The sequence below is a fragment of the Streptomyces sp. NBC_01707 genome (assembly GCF_041438805.1).
Lineage (GTDB): Bacteria > Actinomycetota > Actinomycetes > Streptomycetales > Streptomycetaceae > Streptomyces.
The window spans coordinates 1,618,325-1,640,101 of the sequence record NZ_CP109190.1; the positions used below are offsets into that span (position 1 = coordinate 1,618,325).

The following is a 21,777-nucleotide window of genomic DNA, read 5'->3' on the forward strand; positions in this document are numbered from 1 at the left end:
CGGGCTGCCTCCTAGAACTTCTCAGGGAAGATCAAGCAGACGACCAGGTAGACCACGAGGCACGCGGCAACGATCAGGCCGACGATGTTCTCCACACTCACAGGCGTCCGACCCCCTTGGCCGCCAGACCGACGAGGGCGAACACCACGATCGTGAGGCCGATGTACGCGACGTCCGACATGCGCGAGGCACCCCGCAGAGTCATCGGGGGCAGACCTGTCCGGCCCGCCCGGCTGGGATATGGCGTTGATGTGGAATGCGAGGTTTGATTCGTTTCTGACGCTATATCAGTCGACTTCGAGAATGCCTTGATGCTCTGTGGGCCGATGGGATGACGGTGAGGTGCCGGAATCCACCCGGCGCGGCCGGATGTCGCCGCCGCCGGTCGCAGAACTCGGAATCGGGTGCATCACCGAGGGGACGATCCGAATCCGCCCGGCACATTGCTGATCGACCGTGTGGTGCGGTGCACCAGAACGTGTGGCGTCGCGCAGCTGATGCTCCGTGGAGCCCTCGGGCAGGCCACGGCACAGCTGTATCGCCCCCGCAGGGGTGTCGAGAGCCTGTTGCGGGGCGAGTGGCCGGTCGGCCTTGTCGCCGACCTCGCCCAGGTCCGCGACACCTGCCGTGGAGGCCGACCCTGTGGGTTCCGTCCGAAGGTCCTGGCGCCACGCCGACCAGGACCGCCGTGGCCCGTCAGCGTCGCGTTACGGGGTGGCGGCTCGGCGTCAAGCATCCGTCAGTGCGGGGGCCCGTCGCCGGTGGGCGGGCATAGCTTCGGTGGAACGCCCGGCCGGTCCGACCGGGCGACGCCAGTCGCTTCTGCGAGGAGATACATCGGCCTGTGCCACCGGCCCGCACTCCCGGCGTCCGCCGAAGACCCCCTCTCGGCGGACGCCGCTCGACACACGCCACTGATGGCCCCGACAGATCCCCAAGTACCCCAATTCGCATACCCCGATGTGTGAGGACGAGGTCTCGATGACCGTCGGGAACGCCGTCGGCCTGGTCGTGGCCGTCGCACTGCTCGCCTATCTGATCGTCGCCCTGATCAAGCCGGAGAAGTTCTGATGTCCGCCCCCGCCACGCTCGAACCCGCCCCCGTCCAGGACGTGCCACCTCCGCGCCAAGAACGGCCGCGTCGGATCGGTGCCGGAATGCTCGATCCCAAGCAGCTGTGGCTCGCGCTCCCCCAGGCGCTCCGCAAGCTGAATCCGGTGACCCTGTTCCGCAATCCGGTCATGTTCGTCACCGAGGTCGGTGCCGCGCTCACCACCGGCATGGCAGTCGTCCACCCCGGTCTCTTCGGCTGGCTGATCACCGGCTGGCTGTGGCTGACGGTGGTCTTCGCCAATCTCGCCGAGGCCGTGGCCGAGAGCCGCGGCAAGGCGCAGGCCGACGCTCTGCGCAAGACTCGGCAGCAGACCACCGCATGGCGGCTCGCGGGCTGGGAGCCCGGGGCGGCGGAGGACTCCTGCCTCGAAGAGGCCGTCGCCGCCTCCGAGCTCAGGCGCGGCGACATCGTCTCCGTACCGGCCGGGGACCTGATCCCCGGTGACGGCGACGTCATCGAGGGCGCCGCCAGCGTCGACGAGTCCGCCATAACCGGTGAATCCGCGCCGGTCATCCGCGAGTCCGGCGGCGATCGGAGTGCCGTCACCGGAGGCACCCGGGTACTCTCCGACCACCTGGTCGTACGGATCACCCAAGAGCCCGGAGAGAGCTTCCTGGACCGGATGATCACCCTGGTGGAGGGTGCCAACCGGCAGAAGACCCCCAACGAGCTGGCGCTCAACCTGCTGCTGGTCATGCTGACCTTCGTCTTCCTGGTCGCCGTCGTGACCCTGCAGCCGATGGCGATCTTCTCCAAGGACGCGATGGCCGCCGCGCACGACACCGCGGCGCTGACCTCGGACGGCGTGACCGCCATCGTGCTGGTGTCGCTCCTGGTCTGTCTGATTCCGACGACCATCGGCGCGCTGCTCTCGGCGATCGGCATCGCGGGCATGGACCGGCTGGTGCAGAGAAACGTACTGGCCATGTCCGGGCGGGCAGTTGAAGCCGCGGGCGACGTCAACACCCTGCTGCTCGACAAGACCGGCACGATCACCTTCGGCAACCGGCGGGCGAGCGCGTTCCTGCCGGTCGGGACAGCCTCGACGGAGCGGCTGGCGAAGGCCTCGCTCCTTTCCAGCCTGGCCGACGAGACGCCCGAGGGCCGGTCGATCGTCGAGTACGCCCGCACCGAGCACCGCTCGGTCGTCGAGGACACCCGTACCGCGAACGGCGCCGAGTGGGTGCCGTTCACCGCCGCGACACGTATGTCCGGGGTCGACCTCCCCGGCGGTCTGCGGCTGCGCAAGGGCGCCGCGGCATCGGTCGCGGCATGGGTGCGCGAGCAGGGCGGCGAGGTACCGTTGGCGCTGGACGCCACCGTGGATCACGTCTCCGCGTCCGGCGGTACGCCGCTGGCCGTGGCGGAGTCGAGGAGTGACGGCACCGCCGAGGTACTCGGCGTCGTCCACCTCAAGGACGTCGTCAAACCGGGCCTGCGCGAACGCTTCGACGAGCTGCGCCGCATGGGCATCCGTACGGTGATGATCACCGGAGACAACCCGGTGACGGCCCGGGCGATCGCCGAGGAGGCGGGTGTCGACGACTTCCTGGCCGAGGCTACTCCCGAGGACAAGCTGGAGCTGATCAAGCGCGAGCAGGCCGGCGGTCATCTCGTCGCCATGACGGGGGACGGTACGAACGACGCCCCGGCACTCGCGCAGGCGGACGTCGGCGTGGCGATGAACACCGGTACGTCGGCCGCCAAGGAGGCCGGCAACATGGTCGACCTCGACTCCGACCCCACGAAGATCATCGAGATCGTCGAGATCGGCAAGCAACTCCTGATCACCCGGGGCGCGTTGACGACGTTTTCGATCGCCAACGACATCGCCAAGTACTTCGCGATCCTGCCGGCGATGTTCGCGGCGGTGTACCCGGGGCTCGACCGGCTCAACATCATGGATCTGCACTCGCCACTGTCCGCGATCCTCTCGGCGGTCGTCTTCAACGCGGTGGTCATCGTGGCGCTGATCCCGCTCGCCCTGCGCGGTGTGCGCTACCGGCCTTCCTCCGCCTCCACCCTGCTCACCCGCAACCTGTGGATCTACGGACTCGGCGGCGTGATCGCCCCGTTCCTGGCCATCAAGTTCATCGACTTCGCCCTCGTCCAGTTCATCCCGGGGATCTGACCATGACACGCATCCCACACTGGCTAGCCCAGCACGTCGCAGCGCTGCGGGTGGTCCTCGTGCTGACTCTTCTGACCGGTCTGGCCTATCCGCTGGCCATGGTGGCGGCAGCCCAGGTCCCGGGCCTCGGCGGCACGTCGGAGGTGATCGGCGCCGACGGCAGACCGGCCGGATCCTCGCTGATCGGCCAGACGTTCACCGACGCCAAGGGCAACCCTGTCAAGAAGTACTTCCAGTCCCGGCCCTCCAACGCCGGTACGGGATACGACGCCACGGCGTCCGGCGCCGGCAACCAGGGCCCCGAGTCCGTCGTCGACACCAAGGACAGGCCGAGCCTGCTCACCCTGGTGTGCGGGCGCAGCAAGGCGGTCGGCGATCTCGAAGGTGTCGACGGCTCGCGCCCGTACTGCACGGACGACGGCGTGGGTGCGGTCCTCGGCGTCTTCTACGACGGCGGTACGAGCGGACGTGCCACCCGGGCCGTCAGTCTCGACCAGGCCTGTCCGGCGAAGCCGTTCCTCGCCTCCTACAGGGGACTTCGCGTCACATGCGCGAAACCCGGCGCGGACTACAGCCACGCCGTGATCGTCCCCGTGCGCGGCAACGCCCCGGCGGACCCTGTCGTCCCCCCCGACGCGGTCACCGCGAGCGGCAGCGGACTCGACCCGCACATCAGCCCGGCGTACGCGAAGCTCCAGGCACAGCGAATCGCTCGTGAGCGCGGAGCGAGCGTGTCCGACGTACGCAAGCTGATCGAAAAACACACCACCGGCCGCGCGCTCGGCGTGCTCGGCGAGCGCGGCGTCAATGTCGTCGAGCTCAACATCGCCCTCGACCGTACGTATCCGAAGCAGGGAGCCTGATCATGGCGGCCTGGATCCAGGCATCGCTCGTCCTCGCCGTGGTCGTGGGGCTGCACGTCCCGCTCGGCGACCACATGGCCCGCGTCCTCGACGGCGGGAAGCACTGGCGGGGGGAGAGAACCCTCTACCGCGTCTGCGGAATCGACCCGGACAAGGAGCAGACCTGGCGGCACTACCTCACCGCCGTGGTCGCCTTCTCCGTCATGAGCATCGCGGCGCTCTTCGCCCTCTTCACCCTTCAGGGAAGGCTTCCCTGGTCGACGGGGCACGAGGGCATGCCGTGGCGGCTAGCACTGCACACCGCCGTCTCCTTCACGACGAACACCAGTTGGCAGAACTACGCGGGCGAGTCGACCACCGGGCATCTCGCCGTCATGGCGGGCCTGGGTGTCCAGGCGTTCGCGTCGGCGGCGGTCGGCATCTGTGTGGCCCTCGCCCTGGTCCGGGGCCTGACCCGACGGTCCACGGACGACCTCGGCAACTTCTGGGTCGACCTGCTGCGCACGATCTTCCGCGTCCTGGTGCCGATCGCGGTCGTCGGCGGCCTGATCCTGATGGCCGGCGGTGTCGTCCAGAGCCTCGGCGCCGGGCACACCTTCACCACGGTCACGGGTGACAAGCAGACGATCCTCGAGGGACCTGTCGGCTCCTGGGAGCCGCTGAAGCTGTTCTCCGGCGACGGCGGCGGTGTCTTCAACGCCAGCAGCGCCCACCCCTTCGAGAACCCGAGCGCCTGGACCAACGCCGTCGAGATCGTGCTGATGCTGCTCATCCCGACGGCCTGCATCCGCATGTTCGGCCGGATGATCGGCAGTCTGAAGCAGAGCTGGACCCTGCTCACCGTCGTCGGGATCCTCCTCGGCCTGCTCCTCGCCGCGGGCACGCTCGCGCAGAGTGCCCACACCGGCACCGTCACCCAGGCGGTCGCCGGACAGTACGAAGGCACCGAGACCCGCTTCGGCATCCCCGGCTCGACACTGTTCGGCGTAGGGGCCACGGCTTCGGCGGACGGCGCGGCCAACTCCTCGTACGACAGCTTCTCCAGCCTCGGCGGCGGGGTGCTGCTGTCCGCGATGATGCTAGGCGAGATCGCGCCCGGCGGCACCGGCAGCGGGCTCTACGGCCTGATCGTGGTGGTTCTGGTGGCCGTCTTCATCGGCGGCCTGATGGTCGGCCGCACGCCCGAATACCTGCGCAAACGGATCGGTTTCGGGGAGATGCGGTGGGTGGTCGTGTACGCGCTGATCCCGCCCACGGTGATCCTCGCGTCCACGGGTATCGCACTCGCCTTCGACGACGGCCGGACCTCGATGGGCAATCCGGGAGCACACGGCCTGACCGAGCTCATCTACGCCTACACCAGCAACACCAACAGCAACGGCAGCTCGATGGCGGGCTTCAACGGCGCAACCGACTTCCACAACCTGCTGATGGTGTTCGCGATGCTGGCCGGCCGCTACCTCCCGATGGCCTGCGTCCTGGCCCTGGCCGGACGTCTCGCCAAGCAGCAACCGGGCGTCGTCACAGCCGGCACGCTGCGCGCCCAGGGAGTCAACTTCGTCGTCCTGGCCACTGCGGCGGCCGTCATCCTGGCGTTGCTCAACTACCTTCCGGCGCTGTCCCTGGGCACCATCGCCGACGGACTGTCGTAACGGCCCGGGTACCGGCTGAGCCTGCGGATCCTCACAGACTCAGCCGGTACGGCACGACACAACGACGACGTCGGTACGGGCCCTCAGCGCAGCTGCCGGCGGCAGACCCCCGCTGATTCTGCAGGATCTGGTATCGATGGTGGAGGGGCTCCACTCGGGGATGAGGACGGCGACCTGCCGCCCTCCGTCCGCCGCGCGCTGGACGTAGTCGACGACGGGCCGCACCAGCGAACGCTGCGGACCGTCGATGACATCCAGACGTGCACCGGGATCCCAGCGGGCCCAACTCGCCCCCAGTGCACCTACCTTGGCGGGATCACCGTGTACCGCGAGCGCGACGACTTCGCAGCGAGGCATCAAGGACGCGCCAAGGCTGACACTCCCTTGCGGGTAATCCTCCAAGCCGCATGTGCGGCCAGGGCCACGCGGTCGTACGGCGGGACACCGCCGCTGGGCAGGGGATCCGCGCAGCTCGATCCGTTGCTCGCCCGTGCTGTTCGTCCTTCTGCTGCCGGTCGAGCCCGCCGCGCCCTTCACCCGAACCGCGGACCGGTCGGGTGGCCGCAGCACCGACGGCGGCGAAAGCGGCAGACCTCATCCCCGCCTGTCCGCCGGATGCGGCTGTACCCCAGTCATGAGGATGTCCAGGCCACGCCGCGTCGTCGCCAGCACGACGCGGTCGCCCGCACGTAGAACTCGCCCGTGCGACGGGCGCCAGTCGAATCCGGGTCGCCGCAACCGGATGCCGGTGAGCGTATCCGACGACGACGGCGTAGGCGGGACCACGGCCGAACCGACGGCCAGGACCCGCCACTCGTGCTCCCGGAACGCCTGGTGGATCGAGCGTCCTTCGAGCTCGGGGTGTCCGGCCACGTCCACCACGGTGAACAGCAGCGAGCCGCGCTCGACCGGCATCACCCCCAGCACATGACGGCCCATCATCGCGGCGGCGAAGGACGGTGCGGCGAGCGCCGAGACACTGCGGCTGCGAGTGGGGGCCTGAGGGTAGGAGGCGCGCAGTGTGCGCTGGACAGTGGCCGCGAAGTCGTCGTCGTACAGCCGCATCACCACTCGCACGCTCGGGGTGGTCTCGCGTGCGGCCATCACGATGTCGAGGTTCTCGCTGTCGTCGCGGGTGAGCACCAGCAGTGACCTGCTGTGCCGGATGCGCGCCCGGTCGAGGACACCTGGCCCTCCGGCGTCCTCCAGCACCAGCGGTACGTCGAGTTCACGGGCGAGGGCGACGCCGCGCGCGTGCGGGTCCCGTTCGACGGCCACGACCTTGTGGTCGGTGGTGCACAGCTGAGCGAGCACGCGGGTGCCGATCTTTCCGAGGCCGACCACGACGATGTGGTCGGTGAGGTCGTCGGCGGGCGGGAGACCGACGGAGGCGGTCCGGAACGCCTCGGTGGCGTTCATGGTCGCGGCCACGACGAGCGGGAGCACGGCGAGTCCGACGAAGCCCGCGAACAACTGCAGCACCCGGCGGGACACCGTCTCGTCGGTGGCCGGATCTCCCATGGTGAAGATGTCCAGCAAGGGCAGGTAGACGTTCTTCCACCAAGGGTGCTCGTGCGCGAACAACGCCGTGGCGGCCGCGAGCGCAACGACGATCGCGGCCAGCGCGCCGAAGACGGCGATGACCTCGCGGGAGAGGAAGACCCTCCACGGCAGATGCGCGAGCCGAGCCCTCAGCCAGCCACCGACGCGGCCACGCCGCTCCCGGGCGGCCGGCTCGGGCGCGTGGTGATGGGTGACCTCTTCGAGCATCAGGCGACCGTGTGTGAACTGCCGGTGGTAGGCGGTGCGGGTGTCCGGCAGCAGCTGGGTACCGTCCTCGCCCGGTGTCTCGGGGCTGTCGTCGCTCGCCGGGTCGTCCTGGTGCGCGCCGGAGAGCACGGCGAGTGTGGCCAGATCGGTCGACCGGGGCGGCGCGCCCGCGGCTCGTACGACGCCGCGGAACACCTTGCCCTCGACCTGCAGTGTGTGGCCGTAGCCGACCGCGGCTGCGGCCACCAGCTCCGGCACGGCGGTGTCGGCGTCGGACAGCACCGTGGTCGACATGTCCGGCCGGGGATCGTCGTCGTTTCCGGCCCTGGCCTCAGCGGCCGCGCGGTCCAGGAGGCGTTCCAGATGGCGTCCGCGCTCGCGGTTGAACATGCGGATGACCAGGCGTACGGAGGGGTTGAGGCCTCGAGCCAGCAGCGCCGCGGTCATGTTGACCTGGTCGTCGGCGTAGGTCAGCGCGAGGGCCGCGGCACGCTGTACGCCCGCGGACCGCAGGGTCTGTTCGTCCAGGTGTGTCGCCACCAGCAGCTCGATGGGCGAATGCGGGTCGCGGTGCAGCGCGGCGATCTCGGCGCCGTGCTCGTCCCTTCGTGACGGCAGTACGACGGTGACGGCCTCGCCGCACACGGCGTCCAGTTCGACGGCGAGCCGGCGCGCGAGCCCGTCGTCGCCGCAAATCACCATGTGCTGGGATCGCGGACCAAGCGCGGTTTGAGTATGGAGAGTTGACGTCACATCAGTCAGAAACGACAAGGCAGACGTGCCCGGTTCCGGGTGAGCGAGCGGTTCGGCGTCAACATTCCGTATGTGCCCGCCGACGGTGGAGCGTGTCGGGCGTACCGCGAGCCGGCCGCCCACGCCCTACCGGGTTTCTGCCGTCCTTCACCGGCCCCGCCGCCCTCCTACGCTCCGCGTACCACCGCGGTGCTCCGCCCGCTCGGCGAAGGGCAGGGACAGCACCATGGTCAGGCCCCCGCCGGGGGTGTCCTCCGGGGTGAGGGTGCCGTCCATGGCCTCGGTCAGGCCCCGGGACAGGGCCAGGCCCAGGCCGAGTCCGGTGGTGTTGTCGGTGTCGCCGAGGCGCTGAAAGGGTTCGAAGAGGCGGTCGCGGTCGGTGGGCGGGAGGCCCGGTCCGCGGTCGACGACGCGCAGTTCGACGCGGCCTGCGTGGGTGCTGGCGGTCAGCAGCACCTTGTGCCCGGCCGGACTGTGGCGGGCGGCGTTACCCGCGAGGTTGGCGACCACTCGCTCCAGCAAGGGCGGGTCGGCCAGCACGGCCGGAACCTCCTCCAGGTCCCCCACCTCCACCTCAGGCGTGTCCGCCAGCGCCGCCGGCAGGATCTCCTCGAACGTGGTGGCGCGCAGGTCCAGGGCGAGCGCCCCGGCCTGCAGTCGGCTGAGGTCGAGGAGGTTCTCCACCAGTCGGTTCAGCTTGGCCATCGACTCGTCGGCAGTGGCGAGGAGCTCGCCCCGGTCCTCGTCGGAGAACTCCACGTCACGGCTGCGCAGCGAGGAGACGGCTGCCCAGCCGGCGGCGAGCGGGGTGCGCAGGTCGTGGCCGACCGCCCGCAGCAGCGCCGTACGCATCCGGTCGGCGGCCTTGACCGGTTCGATCTCGGCGGCGGCCTCGGCAAGCCGGGCCCGTTCGACGGCGGCACCCACATGCGCGGCGAAGGCGGCCAGGACGCGCCGTTCGGAGGACGGCAGGGGACGGCCGTGCAGCACCAGGAAGGAGCCGGGGCCCGCGGGTACAGCCGTCACGTCGTCCCCTGCGGGCGGGTCGTCCACCAGCTCCGCCGAGTCCATGCCGAAGGTCTCGCGGGTGCGTTCCACCAACGCCGGGATCGTCGCGCCGCCGCGCACGATGGTGCCCGCGAGGGACGACATGGTCTCCGCCTCGGCGGTGGCCCGCGCCGAGCGCCGCGACAGACGCAGGGAACGGTCGACGACAGCAGCCACTATGGCGGCCACCACCGCGAAGACCGCCAGCGCCAGCAGGGCGTTCGGATCGTTCAGCGTGAATCGCCCGACGGGAGGGATGAACCAGTAGTTGAGCAGCAGGGACGCCGTCACCGACGCGATGACCGCCGACGCGACCCCGCCTATGCAGGCCACCCCCACCACGGCGAGCAGGAAGAGCAGGGCCTCGCTGGTGAGGTTGAGTCTGTCCCGGGCTGCGCCCAGATCCAACAGGAGGGTGAGCGCCACCGGCAGCAGCAGGCCGGCGACCGGGCCCGCGATCCGGCGTGCGGTGGACAGGGTACGTCTGCGCGACGGCAGCAGCGTGCCGCGCCCGGCGCGTTCGTGCGTGACGGTGTGGATGTCGATGTCGCCGGAGCGTTCGACAACCGTCTCGCCGGTGCCGCGTCCGGTGACGAAGCGTTCGAGGCGGCCCCGGCGGCTGGTGCCGAGCACGAGCTGGGTGGCGTTCTCCGCACGCGCGAACTCCACCAGGGCGGTGGCGACGTCATCACCGACCACGGAGTGGTAGCTGCCGCCGAGGTCCTCGATCAGCCGCCGCTGCCGGACCAGGGATGCGTGCGAGGAGCCCGCGGCGAGCCCGTCGCTGCGCGTGACGTGGACGGCGAGCAGGTCACCGCCGGCCGAACGGTCGGCGATGCGGGCAGCCCGCCGGATGAGGGTGTCGCCCTCGGGGCCGCCGGTCAGCGCGACCACGACCCGCTCCCGAATCTCCCAGATCCCACCGATGCCGTGCTCGGAGCGGTACGACTGAAGCGCCTCGTCGACGCGGTCGGCCACCCACAGCAGGGCAAGCTGACGCAGCGCCGTCAGATTGCCGGGTCGGAAGTAGTTGGCGAGCGCCGCGTCGACCTTCGCGGGCGCATAGATGTTGCCGTGCGCCATCCGGCGGCGCAGCCCTTCGGGCGGCATGTCCACCAGCTCGATCTGGTTCGCTCTGCGGACGACCTCATCGGGCACGGTCTCGTGCTGCGGCACCCTGGTGATCTTCTCGACGACGTCGTTGAGGGATTCGAGATGCTGGATGTTGAGCGCGCTGATGACATCGATCCCTGCCGCGAGCAGCTCCTCGACGTCCTGCCAGCGCTTGGGGTTGCGGTCGCCGCCAGGGACGTTGCTGTGGGCGAACTCGTCCACGATCGCGACCTGCGGTCGGCGCGCGAGGACCTCGGCGAGGTCCATCTCCGTGAACTCGGCGCCGTGGTAGGAGCACGGCGCTCGCTCGACGACTTCCAGGCCGTCGAGCATCGCCTCCGTGCCGGGGCGCCCGTGGCACTCGACGAACCCCACGACGACATCGGCGCCGCGTGCCGCTCTGCGTCGCGCCTCGTCGAGCATGCGGTAGGTCTTGCCCACCCCCGGGGCGGCCCCGAGGTAGACCTTCAGGCGACCGCGACGTACATCACCGCCACCGGTCCGTACCTCACCCCCGTCGGTCCGTGCGCCAACCCTGTTGGCCCGTACGTCACTCATCGCAACCAACGTGCTCCGCTCACTGGCGTTCAAGTCCCCGGAGGGAAGGGTTCCTTCCTCCTACCGAAGCGCTTGTGCGAGTCGCTCGGCGGGCCCCTTGACACATCCTTGGCGCCGGTCACGTGGACGTTGACACCACTTTGACAAGCACGGGACCGATAGAGTGAACGTGGTGCGCCGGGAAGTCTGGTCGGCAGGGGTCCTCAAGGTCTCCTTCTCACGACCAAGGGGACGGCATGCGCAGCGTAGGGACGGTCCTGGCTCTCGTGGTACTCGCCACCGTGGTGGCGACCTTCGCGCGCCGCCGGCGGATTCCCGCTCCATCTCTCCTTGTGGTCGCCGGCCTGGTCGTCGCCCTGCTGCCGGGCACTCCCGAAATCCTGATCAGCCCCGAGATCATCGGGCTCGTCGTGCTGCCGCCATTGCTGTACGCGAGCGCCGAGGAGCTGTCCTGGCGCGAGCTGCGCGCGGTGTGGAAGCCGGTCGGGGTGCTGTCTATCGGCCTGGTGCTGGCCTCGGCGGCAGCCGTCGGCGCGGTGGCTTCCCTGGTCACCCCACTGTCGTGGCAGATGGCGTTGGTGCTGGGCGCGGTGCTGGCCAGTACGGACCCGGTGGCAGTCACCGCGCTGGGCAGACGACTGGCGCTCCCACCCAAGGTGCAGGTACTGGTCCAGGCCGAGAGCCTGTTCAACGATGCGACGTCGCTCGTCCTGTTCCGGGTCGCGGTGAGCGTCGCCGTGGCGTCGGCGGCGGTCGGCTGGGGTACGGCGGCACGGGAGTTCACGCTGCTGGCGGGCGGCGGCATGGTCATCGGGGCTGCTGTTGCCGGCGTGGTGGCTCTGATCCGCAGGCGCACGGAGGACCCTGTGCTGGAGACGGTGATTTCCCTCGTCACCCCGTACGCGGCCTACGTTCTGGCCGAGACGGCACACGCGTCGGGTGTCACCTCCGTGGTGGTGGCCGGCGTCGTCCTGGGCGGCCGGGGTGATCGGCTCACCAACGCCCGCGTACGGCTCCAGCTGCACGCCGTCTACGGCACCGTCGTCTTCCTGCTGGAGAGTGTCGTCTTCAGCCTCATCGGCCTGGCCCTGCCCGCCCAAGTACGCGCCCTCTCCGACGGTGACCGGGCGTGGCCGCTGTACGCGCTCGCCGTTGCCGGCACGCTGATCGGCATGCGCATGCTGTGGCTGGCGCCGCTGTCGGCGGTCGTGCAGCGCAAGGGTGGTATCCAGCGCATGAACTGGCGCGTGCCGGTGGTACTGACCTGGGCCGGTACCAGGGGTGTCGTACCGCTGGCCGCTGCCCTGTCGATCCCGGTGACCACGAAGGCGGGGGCCACGCTCTCCGAACGCCCCCTCGTCCTCGTCCTCACCACTTCGGTCGTGGTCGCCACCCTCGTCGTTCAGGGCTTCACCCTCGCCCCGGTCGTCCGCCGATCCGGCATCGCCCTGGAGCCCGACCACACGGAACGGGAGGAGGCCGAGGCCCGCTACAGCCTTGCGACCGCGGGGTTGGGCCGCCTGGAGGAGATCTCGGACCTGGAGGCCGTCCCGGAGGTCGTGCTCGACCGCCTCCGCCGCGGCCTGACGGCTCGGCTCGACCACGCCCACGACCGTCTCACGCAGGCCGACGGCGACGGGGCCCCGACGGAATCCGCCGACCTCACCTACCGCCAGTTGCGCCGCGACCTGATCACCGTGGAGGCGGCCGAGCTCCAGCGCCTGTACGACGAGCACCGCATAGGCGACACGACCCGCCGGCGGCTGCAACGCTCACTGGACCTGGAGGAGGCGCGCCTCACGGACGTCTAGAAACCCCTGACGCGATGACGCCCCGGCCCCGGGGCGCCGGTGACCTGCACGGCTGGTTCAGCGGGTTGTCAGCGGCGCCGGGGTCCCCGGGGACTGTTCGCCCGACGTGCCCGGCGCACGACCGGTGCCCCCGGTCAAAAGCCCGCGATCGCCTCGTGCACTCGCCGTCGTGCAGGGCGACCGCGAGACGTCGTACGACATGTCGTCGAGTATGCGCTCCTGATGGCGCGCTGCTGTCGGCGGCAGTCACCAGCGGGACGAACAGGGACGTATCTCTCAGCATGCGCGCCCCCCTGAGGCCGTGGATCACTGTCTGCATACGCTGGCCCAGCCGTCCGCGTGATGGCCGGATCCGCACGCCGCGCAGCACGTCAGGAGAGCACGCAGATGGTCACCGCCGAACACGCCCGTACGAGTCGATTGCGGGCGTGGATGTTGGAGGGCCTGTCCGACATGGCCAGGCACCAGCAGGGGCAGCAGGCAGAGCCGGAGCCCGCGCACAAGGGGCAGCGGTGGTGGCGGGTGATGTGCCTGACAGGCGTCGACTACTTCTCCACGCTGGGCTATCAGCCGGGCATCGCCGCCCTTGCCGCCGGACTCCTGTCCCCGGTGGCCACCGTCGTGCTCGTGATCGTCACTCTGGCCGGCGCGCTGCCGGTCTACCGGCGGGTGGCCGAGGAGAGTCCGCGGGGCGAAGGCTCCATCGCGATGCTGGAACGACTGTTGTCGTTCTGGAAGGGCAAGCTGTTCGTACTGACTCTGCTCGGCTTCGCCGCCACCGACTTCCTGATCACCATCACGCTGTCGGCGGCTGACGCCTCCACCCACCTGGTGGAGAACCCGCACCTGACCGATGTACTGCACGACAAGCAGATGCTGATCACACTGCTGCTGGTCGCACTGCTCGGGGCGGTGTTCCTCAAGGGCTTCCTGGAGGCCATCGGCGTCGCCGTCGTCCTGGTCGGGATCTACCTGACCCTGAACGTCGTGGTCGTGGTCGTGGGCCTGTGGCACGTCGCCACCGCCGCGCACGTGGTCACCGACTGGACCGCCGCCCTGACCACCGAGCACGGCAACGTCATCGCGATGGTCGGCGTCGCGCTGCTGGTCTTCCCGAAGCTGGCCCTTGGCCTGTCCGGCTTCGAGACCGGCGTCGCGGTCATGCCGCACGTCGAAGGCGACCCCGACGACACCGAGGAGAAGCCCGCCGGCCGTATCCGGGACACGAAGAAGCTGCTGACCACCGCCGCGGTGATCATGAGCGTGTTCCTGATCACCACCAGCTTCATCACCACGGTGCTCATCCCGGAGAAGGAGTTCCAGTCGGGCGGCCAGGCCAACGGCCGCGCACTCGCGTACCTGGCGCACGAGTACCTCGGAAACCTCTTCGGCACGGTCTACGACGTCTCCACCATCGCCATCCTGTGGTTCGCCGGCGCCTCCGCCATGGCCGGCCTGCTCAACCTGATGCCTCGCTACCTGCCCCGGTACGGCATGGCCCCGCACTGGGCGCGCGCCGTACGCCCGATGGTGATCGTCTTCACCCTGGTGGCATTTCTGGTCACATGGATCTTCGACGCCGACGTCGACGCCCAGGGTGGTGCCTACGCCACCGGCGTCCTCGTGCTGATCAGCTCCGCCGCCATCGCCGTCACCATCGCCGCGCGCAAGGCCGGTCAGCGCAACTGGACCATCGCCTTCGCCGTCATCTCTGCGATCTTCCTCTACACCACCGTGGTCAACGTCATCGAGCGCCCCGACGGCGTGAAGATCGGTGCCTGCTTCATCGCCGGAATCATCCTCGTCTCACTGCTTTCACGACTCGCCCGCGCCTTCGAACTGCGGGTCACCAGCGTGACCATGGACGACATGGCGGAACGTTTCGTGCGGGACGTCGCCAGCCGCAGAATCCGGTTCATCGCCAATGAGCCCGACAACCGCGACAGAGCCGAGTACCGCAACAAGATCGAGCAGATCCGTCACGACAACGACGTCCCGACCCCGGAGGACTTCGTCTTCGTCGAGGTCACCGTCCTCGACCCCTCGGAGTTCGAGGCGGGCCTGAACGTACGTGGCGAAGTCCTGCACGGCCGGTACCGCGTCCTGACCCTGGAGAGCTCCTCCATCCCCAACGCCCTCGCCGCCCTGCTCCTGCACGTCCGCGACACCACCGGCTGCACCCCGCACATCTACTTCGAGTGGACCGAGGGCAACCCCTTCACCAACTTCCTCCGCTTCTTCCTCTTCGGCCAGGGCGAGGTCGCCCCCGTCACCCGCGAGGTCCTCCGCGAGGCCGAACCCGACCGGGCCCGCCGCCCCGCCGTCCACGTCGGCTGAATACCCCGGTCACCCCCAGGCCGGAGTCGTCGAAACCGTCACCTCAGGGAAGATGGTTCTGATCGTCGACGGAACCGAGCACCCCGTCGAGGCCGGACAGACCGCCACCCTCGACGGCGACACCTCCCATACCTACCGCGGCGCAGGCGACGAGACCTGCCATCTGATCACGACCGTCCACCTGCCGGCCGGCCCCTCAGCCAGTATTTGATACTGCGCATGCCAACCTGCGAACGGCGCCGACTCGGGTGCTCGGTCGCGGCCGGCCGAGTCACCGATCGAGCAGGGCCGCAGGCGGCACGGCCGGCAGCCCGCAGCACCCCCTTCAGGATGTGGCTGCAGCCGGGAGGTCCGGGTGGCCCGAGGGATGACCGACCGCTGCGGGCAGCGTCAGGACCATGGTCATGCCGCCGCCGGGGGTGTCCTCGGCGGTCAGCGTGCCGCCGATCGCCTCTGCGAACCCGCGGGCGACCGCGAGACCGAGGCCGACGCCCGCCCCGCGCGGGGCGTCTCCGTAGCGCTGGAACGGCGCGAAGATACGGCCCTTCGCCTCGTCCGGGACACCTGGACCGCGGTCCGTCACCCGGACTTCCACACGCTCGGCGATCGCGCTGGCCGAAACCACCACGGGCTCACCTTCGGGGGCGTACTTGACCGCGTTCTCGACGATGTTGGCGACGGTGCGCTCCAGCAGGCCCGGGTCGACCGCGACCATCGGAAGGTTTTCAGGGATGTCGAGGACGACGCTGTCCTCCGGTACGCCGCCGAGCGCCATCGGGACGACCTCGTCGACATAGATCTCCCGGATGATCGGGGTGACGGTTCCGGTCTGGAGGCGGGACATGTCGAGGAGGTTGCCGACGAGGTGGTCGAGCCGGTCCGCGCCCGCCTCGATGCCTGCGAGGAGCTCGGCGTGGTCCGCCTCGGACCACTCCACGTCGTCGGACCTGAGGGAGGAGACGGCGGCCTTGATGCCTGCCAGTGGCGTACGCAGGTCATGGCTGACCGCGGCGAGCAGGGCGGTCCGGATGCGGTTGCCCTCGGCCAGTTCTCGAGCGTGCTCCGCCTCCCCGACCAGGCGCTGACGGTCGATCACCACGGCGGCCTGGGCGGCGAAGGCGGCCAGCACCCGGCGGTCCTCCGCGGGCAGGACACGGCCGGAGAGGGCCAGCGCCATGTGGTCGCCGACCGGCATGTCCACATCCGCGTCCTCGGGGCGTGCGAGCGGACGGGCCGTCCCTGCGCTGCCGGTGCAGGTCCACGGATCGACGTCGCTTTCGCGCTCCAGCAGCGCCACGGACTCCATGTTGAAGATCTCGCGCACCTGTTCCAGGAGCGATTCCAGGCTCGTCTCGCCGCGCAGCACGTTGCCCGCGAGGAAGGAGAGGATCTCGGACTCGGCGCGAAGCCGGGCGGCCTGATGGGTGCGGCGGGCGGCCAGGTCCACGACGGAGGCGACCGAGACGGCCACGCCGACGAAGATCACGATGGCGACGATGTTCTTGGGGTCCGCGATGGTGAACTCGTGCAGCGGAGGAGTGAAGTAGTAGTTGAGCAGCAATGAGCCGATGGCGACAGAGCCCAGTGCCGGGAGGAGCCCGCCGATCAGTGCCGCAGCCACCGTCAACGTGAGAAACAACAGCATGTCGTTGGCGAGTCCCACCTCTGGTGCGACGCCGTTGAGCAGGAGAGTGAGCACGACGGGGCCCACGACACCGACGAGCCAGCCCCAGATGATCCGGGCTCGGCCCAGGCGGGCACCACGGGCCACGGGCAGGCCTCTGCCCTTGGCTGCTTCTCCATGGGTGACGATGTGGACGTCGAGGTCGGGTCCCGACTCACGGGCGACGGTGGCGCTGACGCCGGGGCCGAAGGCGTACTGCCACGTCCTGCGGCGGCTGACGCCGAGCACGATCTGGGTTGCGTTCACACCACGGGCGAAGTCGAGCAGGGCGGACGGGACGTTGTCGCCTATGACGTGGTGGAACGTGCCGCCGAGGTCCTCGACCAGGGTCCGCTGGGCCGCGAGCTCCTTGGGCGAGGCAGCGCTCAGGCCGTCGCTGCGGGCGACGTAGACCGCGAGCACCTCGCCGCCGGCGCCCTTCTCGGCAAGCCGGACGGCGCGGCGGATGAGCGTACGTCCCTCGGGGCCACCGGTGAGGCCGACCACGATGCGCTCGCGGGAGCCCCAGATCTTGGAGACCCGGTGTTCGGTGCGGTACTCCTGCAGGTATTCGTCGACCCGGTCCGCCGTCCACAGCAGCGCCAACTCTCGCAGCGCGGTGAGGTTGCCGGGCCGGAAGTAATTGGACAGCGCGGCATCGACCTTGTCCGGCTTGTAGACATTGCCGTGGGCCATCCGGCGGCGCAGCGCCTGGGGTGACATGTCGACCAGCTCGATCTGGTCCGCCCGGCGGACAACCTCGTCGGGGACGGTCTCACGCTGCCGGACGCCCGTGATCGACTCCACCACGTCACCGAGCGACTCCAGGTGCTGGATGTTGACGGTGGAGACGACGTCGATGCCGGCCTGGAGGAGCTCTTCGACGTCCTGCCAGCGCTTGGCGTTGCGGGAGCCCGGCACATTGGTGTGGGCCAGTTCATCGACGAGGGCGACGGCCGGGCGGCGCTCCAGCACCGCGTCGACGTCCATCTCGGTGAAGACGGTGTCGCGGTATTCGATCTCGCGGCGCTGAATCTGGTCGAGGCCGTGGAGCATCACTTCGGTGCGGGTCCGGTTGTGGTGTTCCACGAACGCAACCACACAGTCCGTGCCGCGTTCGATCCGGCGGTGCGCCTCGGAGAGCATCGCGTATGTCTTGCCGACACCGGGTGCCGCGCCGAGGTAGATCCGGAGCTTGCCGCGTCCCATGGTTCCGATCTTTGCAGTTGAGGGGCTTGTTTACAGGTCCGACGCGGTCGGCCGGACCGCGGAGCGCCTCACATCTCGAATCGGTAGCCCATGCCAGGGGCAGTGATGAGATGCCGGGGATGCGAGGGATCCGCCTCGAGTTTGCGACGCAGTTGGGCCATGTAGACCCGGAGATAGTTGGCCTGCGTGCCGTAGGTGGGACCCCACACCTCCTGCAGGAGTTGCTTCTGGCCGACGAGTCGCCCGCGATGGTGGATCAGCACTTCCAGCAGGTGCCATTCGGTCGGGGTGAGACGGACGTCGCGCCCCTCCCGATTGACCCTCTTCTTCAGCAGGTCGACGGTGAATGCCTCGGTCGCGACGATCACCGAATCTTCGGTGGCCGATACAGCGGCGGCTCGACGGGATGCGGCACGAAGCCGGGCCAGAAGTTCGTCCATGCTGAAGGGCTTGGTGATGTAATCGTCGGCGCCCGCGTCGAGTGCCACCACCTTCTCGTCGGAGGTCCGTCGGGCGGAGACCACGAGGATCGGCGCCCGGCTCCAGCCGCGAAGTCCCTTGATCACGTCGATACCGTCCATGTCGGGCAGGCCGAGATCCAGCAGTACGACGTCCGGAGGACACGCGGCGGCCAGCCGCAGCGCCGTCTCTCCGTCAGAGGCTGCGTGCACCTCGTACTTGCGTGCCTTGAGATTGATCTCGAGAGCCCGTACGAGCTGTAGCTCGTCCTCCACCACCAGCACCCGAGTCATGGCTGTGCCGCCTTTCTGCTGTGCACGAGGAGCGTCACGTCATGGACTTGTGAGGGAGCCGACGGCCCCCAGGGCAGGCAGTTGGAGCACACCGGCGAGGACGGGGCTCATATCGGGCTCAGAACCTCTCCGGATGGAGAAGGGCGAGGACGAGATAGCCCAGCAGGGCGAAGGCCACGATCAGACCGACGACGTTCTCGGCAGTCACAGCTTCGCCACCCCCTTGGCAACGAGAGCCACCAGCGCGAAGACCGCGATCGTGGTGACGACGAAGGCCATGTCGGCCACCGTGTCCTCCTGGATGAGATTCGGATCGGACGGACGCTTAGAGGAAACCCCCGCTCCGAGCGGGCACACGCTCCGTTGACGGGTCCCTTACGACCATCGGTGCTCTCTTGACGGACCCCATACGCAGCCGTCCCCGGACCAGGAACATGCAGGTCCTGCGCACGTCGGACGGCGGTCCACGGTCCAACAACCCGTCGGTTTCCGGTCACCTGTCGCGCTGAACTGTCCGAGGCGGCTGCGCCCTCGCCACGTGGGTGTTCAATCCCCGGCGCGTGGTCGCCAGGACCACCCGGTCGGCACGGCTTCAGGACCCGCCGGCGGGGCGGATGCCCGTCGAGTCCTGGGCTCGGCTGACCTGCATCAGAGGGGTGTCAGGAACAGCCGGGAGGTCTTGAGCCGTTGTCCGCGAGCCATTTGGATGGAGAGCGTGAACAGCGAGTGGCTCCTTCTCGACCGGCCGCCTCATCAGGCGTCGCCTCGTCGTGTGCCCCGCTGCCCGGACACGCCCGTTTCTCCCCCACGCCTTCGGGGCGCCGGGGAGACCCCTGACGCGTAGTCCGTAGCCCTCGGGGCGCCGTGACCTGGTCCGGCGCCCCTTCGCCGTATCCGTACACGCCCGACCCCTCCGCAAACGCGGCGGGTGGCAAAGCGTGCCCAGAGCCATGGATGGACCATGTCCGACTCGAAAGTTTCCTCCCGCACCGTCCTCGTCACCGGGGCCACCTCCGGTATCGGCTACGAGACGGCACGGCTGCTCGCCGAGCGCGGCGACACCGTCCTCGTACACGGCCGCACGGCCGAAGAGGCGCAGGCTGCGACCGACAAGCTCGTCGCCACGGCCGGAATCCCCGCCGAGCATCTGTGCCCCTTCGGCGCGGACTTCTCCAGCCTCGAAGAGGTCGAACGACTCGCCCACCGAGTCGCCGTCGAACACCCGCACCTGGACGTCCTCGTCAACAACGCGGCCATCGCCGCCCCCGAGCGTCACACCGTCACCGTGGACGGCAACGAAATCGCGTTCCAGGTCAACTTCCTGGCGCACTACCTGCTCACCAACCTGCTGGACGATGCGCTCACCAGCGAGCCGGGCGGCCGCGTCGTCAACGTCTCCTCCTCTCTGCACCGCACCGGCTCCATCCAGTGGAGTGACCCCAATCGCGCTCGCCGCTACTCCCGCCTCGCCGCCTACGCCCAGTCCCAGCTGGCACTCACCGTCTTCGCAGCGGACCCGCGCGTGACTGCCGTCTCCATCCACCCCGGCATCTGCGACACCGCCCTGCTCCCGCTCTACGCCCACCACGGAGCCACCGCGTCCGACGGCGCGGCCCACGTCGTACGCCTCTGCGACCCGGCCACGGAAATCGTCAACGGCGCGTACTACGACTGCGACCAGCGCGTCGAGCCCGCTCCCGCCGCCACCGAAGACCGCACGGTCCAGCGGCTCAACAAGCTGGCCGACGTCCTCGTCGGCCAGCTCACCTGAAGGGACCACGAACGCTCATGTCGAAGCGCGCACGTAAGAAGAAGGCCCGCCGCAAGAGGAAGGCGAACCACGGCCGCAAGGCCGGCGCGAGCTGAACCCGACTGGGGGCGGCCTGTCAACAGGGCAGGCCGCCCGCCTCGCGTCGAGCCCGGGCGGAACACCACATGCTCCAGCGTGTATCGCACCGACTCCTCGCGTGCATTGCACGGTTCCCCACCGCCGCGCCCGCCGGGCAGCCCTGGCCCAGCATGTCCGGCCCACCGGACCCCACCACCGGTGAGCCGGCCCGACCGACCGCAGGTCGTGCGGTTTCGTCCAGGATCGCGTGCCGCTGCGTGGCGACCCCACCGTCGCGCCGGATCGACGGCGAGACCGCGCGCTCAGTCCTCAAGGTCTCCGGTCTGAACCAGTGTCTTCGGGGCGCCGGCGCATACCCGCCCGGGTCGAACGCGAATGCGCCGCCTCCCTGTCGATCCGTTCGGACAGCTGGCTGAGCGCGGTCGCCCCGCACAGCAACGTTCCTCGCCCCAGGGACGAGCGGGCGCCCGCGTCCAGCAGCTGCCACAGCTGGGGATTGGCAATGAGTACCCGCGGGTCCAATTCGACACGTGCGCCGTCCAGGTCGCGCAGCACCAGTCGCAGCGAGACCCCGTCGGACCAGCGCACCCCCACCAGGCGGTCCGTCCGCACCCGGCGCCTGCGCAGCAGACCGCGGGAAGCCAGCCAGCCCTCGCCGGCAGTCACCCGCGGCGGCACCAGCACCACTAGCAGCAGGAGAGCGAGCGCAACCCACATGAGGGCGCGCAACCCGGTAATTCGGCCGGAGCCCACGTCGATCAGTAGCAACAGTCCCAGGAGCAAAGCGGAGCAGCCGCAGGCGGCCCGTACCTCAGCGGACCAGCCGTCGTCCGACGCGGTCGTTCCTGGAGGGTTGCCCCGGTCGGCATCGTGCCGCGGTACACATTGAGTCACATTTCGTCCCATACAACCCACGCTAAATAGGTTCCCGCACCCCGGCAGGTTATTGATGCGCCGCTGACGCGGCTCGCGGCACCTTTGACGCCGCCCTGACCGTCTCCGTCAAGAACTCGCCGCTTCGGCCAGGAGCACGCCGTCTCCCGGACAGGGCCGGCCGAACAGGGACACGCCCTGATCAGCCAGGTAATACTCCCGCCCCACCCCCCGGAATCACCTTCGCCGTTGCAGACCCCTCTGGTGGCTGTGCTCCTTCCC

General features: G+C 69.5%; 16 protein-coding genes and 1 pseudogene. 8 read left to right on the forward strand and 9 right to left on the reverse strand.

The genetic code is table 11. From position 1 onward, the window contains the following. Positions 1 to 11: 11 nt before the first annotated feature. The gene (kdpF, locus tag OG963_RS07455) at positions 12 to 101 is read right to left on the reverse strand and encodes a K(+)-transporting ATPase subunit F (RefSeq protein ID WP_107055367.1); all 90 of its coding nucleotides are present in this window, start codon (positions 99 to 101) and stop codon (positions 12 to 14) included. An 859-nt stretch (positions 102 to 960) separates the two neighbouring features. Here kdpF (OG963_RS07455) and kdpF (OG963_RS07460) point away from each other — a divergent pair. From kdpF (OG963_RS07460) to kdpA, 4 genes are read left to right on the forward strand one after another with little or no spacing between them, the layout of a single operon-like run. After that, positions 961 to 1,071: a K(+)-transporting ATPase subunit F gene (gene kdpF, locus OG963_RS07460; protein WP_093770229.1), complete on the forward strand. Its 111-nt coding sequence runs from the start codon at positions 961 to 963 to the stop codon at positions 1,069 to 1,071. After that, a complete protein-coding gene (gene kdpB, locus OG963_RS07465) occupies positions 1,071 to 3,245 on the forward strand; it encodes a potassium-transporting ATPase subunit KdpB (RefSeq protein WP_093770228.1) in 2,175 nt (724 codons plus the stop codon). The genes kdpF (OG963_RS07460) and kdpB overlap by 1 nt, the downstream gene beginning before the upstream one ends. Before the next feature lie 2 nt (positions 3,246 to 3,247). Continuing rightward, positions 3,248 to 4,108: a potassium-transporting ATPase subunit C gene (locus OG963_RS07470; RefSeq protein WP_093770227.1), complete on the forward strand. Its 861-nt coding sequence runs from the start codon at positions 3,248 to 3,250 to the stop codon at positions 4,106 to 4,108. Between the two features lie 2 nt (positions 4,109 to 4,110). After that, entirely contained in the window at positions 4,111 to 5,760 is a 1,650-nt protein-coding gene (gene kdpA / locus OG963_RS07475; protein ID WP_371798678.1) for a potassium-transporting ATPase subunit KdpA, read from the forward strand. A gap of 39 nt (positions 5,761 to 5,799) precedes the next feature. On the opposite strand, the gene OG963_RS07480 is transcribed toward kdpA, so the two are convergent. The 3 genes from OG963_RS07480 to OG963_RS07490 all read right to left on the reverse strand — a co-directional run bounded on the left by OG963_RS07480 (position 5,800) and on the right by OG963_RS07490 (position 11,001). After that, a complete protein-coding gene (locus OG963_RS07480; protein ID WP_319738151.1) occupies positions 5,800 to 6,117 on the reverse strand; it encodes a hypothetical protein in 318 nt (105 codons plus the stop codon). A 237-nt stretch (positions 6,118 to 6,354) separates the two neighbouring features. Then, entirely contained in the window at positions 6,355 to 8,232 is a 1,878-nt protein-coding gene (locus OG963_RS07485) for an NAD-binding protein (protein ID WP_093770224.1), read from the reverse strand. Between the two features lie 198 nt (positions 8,233 to 8,430). After that, the gene (locus OG963_RS07490) at positions 8,431 to 11,001 is read right to left on the reverse strand and encodes an ATP-binding protein (protein ID WP_371798679.1); all 2,571 of its coding nucleotides are present in this window, start codon (positions 10,999 to 11,001) and stop codon (positions 8,431 to 8,433) included. A gap of 236 nt (positions 11,002 to 11,237) precedes the next feature. Between OG963_RS07490 and OG963_RS07495 the strand changes: the two genes are divergently transcribed. The 3 genes and pseudogenes from OG963_RS07495 to OG963_RS07505 form a co-directional block, all read left to right on the forward strand. After that, positions 11,238 to 12,812, forward strand: a complete 1,575-nt coding sequence (locus OG963_RS07495; RefSeq protein ID WP_093929160.1) for a Na+/H+ antiporter — start codon at positions 11,238 to 11,240, stop codon at positions 12,810 to 12,812. Positions 12,813 to 13,199: 387 nt separating this feature from the next. Then, complete coding sequence (locus OG963_RS07500; protein ID WP_371798680.1) at positions 13,200 to 15,149, forward strand: amino acid transporter; 1,950 nt, start codon at positions 13,200 to 13,202, stop codon at positions 15,147 to 15,149. Continuing rightward, a pseudogene (locus tag OG963_RS07505) lies at positions 15,148 to 15,360 on the forward strand (cupin domain-containing protein); the annotation flags it as partial. The gene OG963_RS07500 and the pseudogene OG963_RS07505, both read left to right, overlap by 2 nt. Before the next feature lie 114 nt (positions 15,361 to 15,474). Here OG963_RS07505 and OG963_RS07510 read toward each other — a convergent pair. The 4 genes from OG963_RS07510 to OG963_RS07525 form a co-directional block, all read right to left on the reverse strand. Then, positions 15,475 to 18,021, reverse strand: a complete 2,547-nt coding sequence (locus OG963_RS07510) for a sensor histidine kinase KdpD (protein ID WP_093770220.1) — start codon at positions 18,019 to 18,021, stop codon at positions 15,475 to 15,477. Between the two features lie 68 nt (positions 18,022 to 18,089). After that, entirely contained in the window at positions 18,090 to 18,773 is a 684-nt protein-coding gene (locus tag OG963_RS07515) for a response regulator (RefSeq protein WP_093770219.1), read from the reverse strand. Positions 18,774 to 18,891: 118 nt separating this feature from the next. After that, positions 18,892 to 18,981: a K(+)-transporting ATPase subunit F gene (gene kdpF / locus OG963_RS07520; protein ID WP_093770218.1), complete on the reverse strand. Its 90-nt coding sequence runs from the start codon at positions 18,979 to 18,981 to the stop codon at positions 18,892 to 18,894. Continuing rightward, positions 18,978 to 19,130 carry a hypothetical protein gene (locus OG963_RS07525; protein ID WP_176902020.1) on the reverse strand — a complete coding sequence of 51 codons (153 nt, stop codon included), beginning with the start codon at positions 19,128 to 19,130 and terminating at the stop codon, positions 18,978 to 18,980. The genes kdpF (OG963_RS07520) and OG963_RS07525 overlap by 4 nt, the downstream gene beginning before the upstream one ends. 604 nt (positions 19,131 to 19,734) lie before the next feature. Here OG963_RS07525 and OG963_RS07530 point away from each other — a divergent pair. Beyond that, positions 19,735 to 20,544 carry an SDR family NAD(P)-dependent oxidoreductase gene (locus OG963_RS07530; protein ID WP_093929162.1) on the forward strand — a complete coding sequence of 270 codons (810 nt, stop codon included), beginning with the start codon at positions 19,735 to 19,737 and terminating at the stop codon, positions 20,542 to 20,544. 387 nt (positions 20,545 to 20,931) lie between these two features. Here OG963_RS07530 and OG963_RS07535 read toward each other — a convergent pair whose 3' ends face one another. Then, the gene (locus OG963_RS07535) at positions 20,932 to 21,351 is read right to left on the reverse strand and encodes a hypothetical protein (RefSeq protein ID WP_177309174.1); all 420 of its coding nucleotides are present in this window, start codon (positions 21,349 to 21,351) and stop codon (positions 20,932 to 20,934) included. Positions 21,352 to 21,777 lie beyond the last annotated feature (426 nt).

What these genes read in the sequence shown, in the direction of transcription:
- kdpB (WP_093770228.1), top strand. Translation starts at nt 1,071, where the DNA reads ATGTCCGCCCCCGCCACGCTCGAACCCGCCCCCGTCCAGGACGTGCCA.
- kdpA (WP_371798678.1), top strand. Translation starts at nt 4,111, where the DNA reads ATGGCGGCCTGGATCCAGGCATCGCTCGTCCTCGCCGTGGTCGTGGGG.
- kdpF (WP_093770229.1), top strand. Translation starts at nt 961, where the DNA reads ATGTGTGAGGACGAGGTCTCGATGACCGTCGGGAACGCCGTCGGCCTG.
- OG963_RS07530 (WP_093929162.1), top strand. Translation starts at nt 19,735, where the DNA reads ATGTCCGACTCGAAAGTTTCCTCCCGCACCGTCCTCGTCACCGGGGCC.
- OG963_RS07490 (WP_371798679.1), bottom strand. Translation starts at nt 11,001, where the DNA reads ATGAGTGACGTACGGGCCAACAGGGTTGGCGCACGGACCGACGGGGGT.
- OG963_RS07515 (WP_093770219.1), bottom strand. Translation starts at nt 18,773, where the DNA reads ATGACTCGGGTGCTGGTGGTGGAGGACGAGCTACAGCTCGTACGGGCT.
- OG963_RS07495 (WP_093929160.1), top strand. Translation starts at nt 11,238, where the DNA reads ATGCGCAGCGTAGGGACGGTCCTGGCTCTCGTGGTACTCGCCACCGTG.
- OG963_RS07500 (WP_371798680.1), top strand. Translation starts at nt 13,200, where the DNA reads ATGGTCACCGCCGAACACGCCCGTACGAGTCGATTGCGGGCGTGGATG.
- OG963_RS07480 (WP_319738151.1), bottom strand. Translation starts at nt 6,117, where the DNA reads ATGCCTCGCTGCGAAGTCGTCGCGCTCGCGGTACACGGTGATCCCGCC.
- OG963_RS07510 (WP_093770220.1), bottom strand. Translation starts at nt 18,021, where the DNA reads ATGGGACGCGGCAAGCTCCGGATCTACCTCGGCGCGGCACCCGGTGTC.
- OG963_RS07485 (WP_093770224.1), bottom strand. Translation starts at nt 8,232, where the DNA reads ATGGTGATTTGCGGCGACGACGGGCTCGCGCGCCGGCTCGCCGTCGAA.
- OG963_RS07470 (WP_093770227.1), top strand. Translation starts at nt 3,248, where the DNA reads ATGACACGCATCCCACACTGGCTAGCCCAGCACGTCGCAGCGCTGCGG.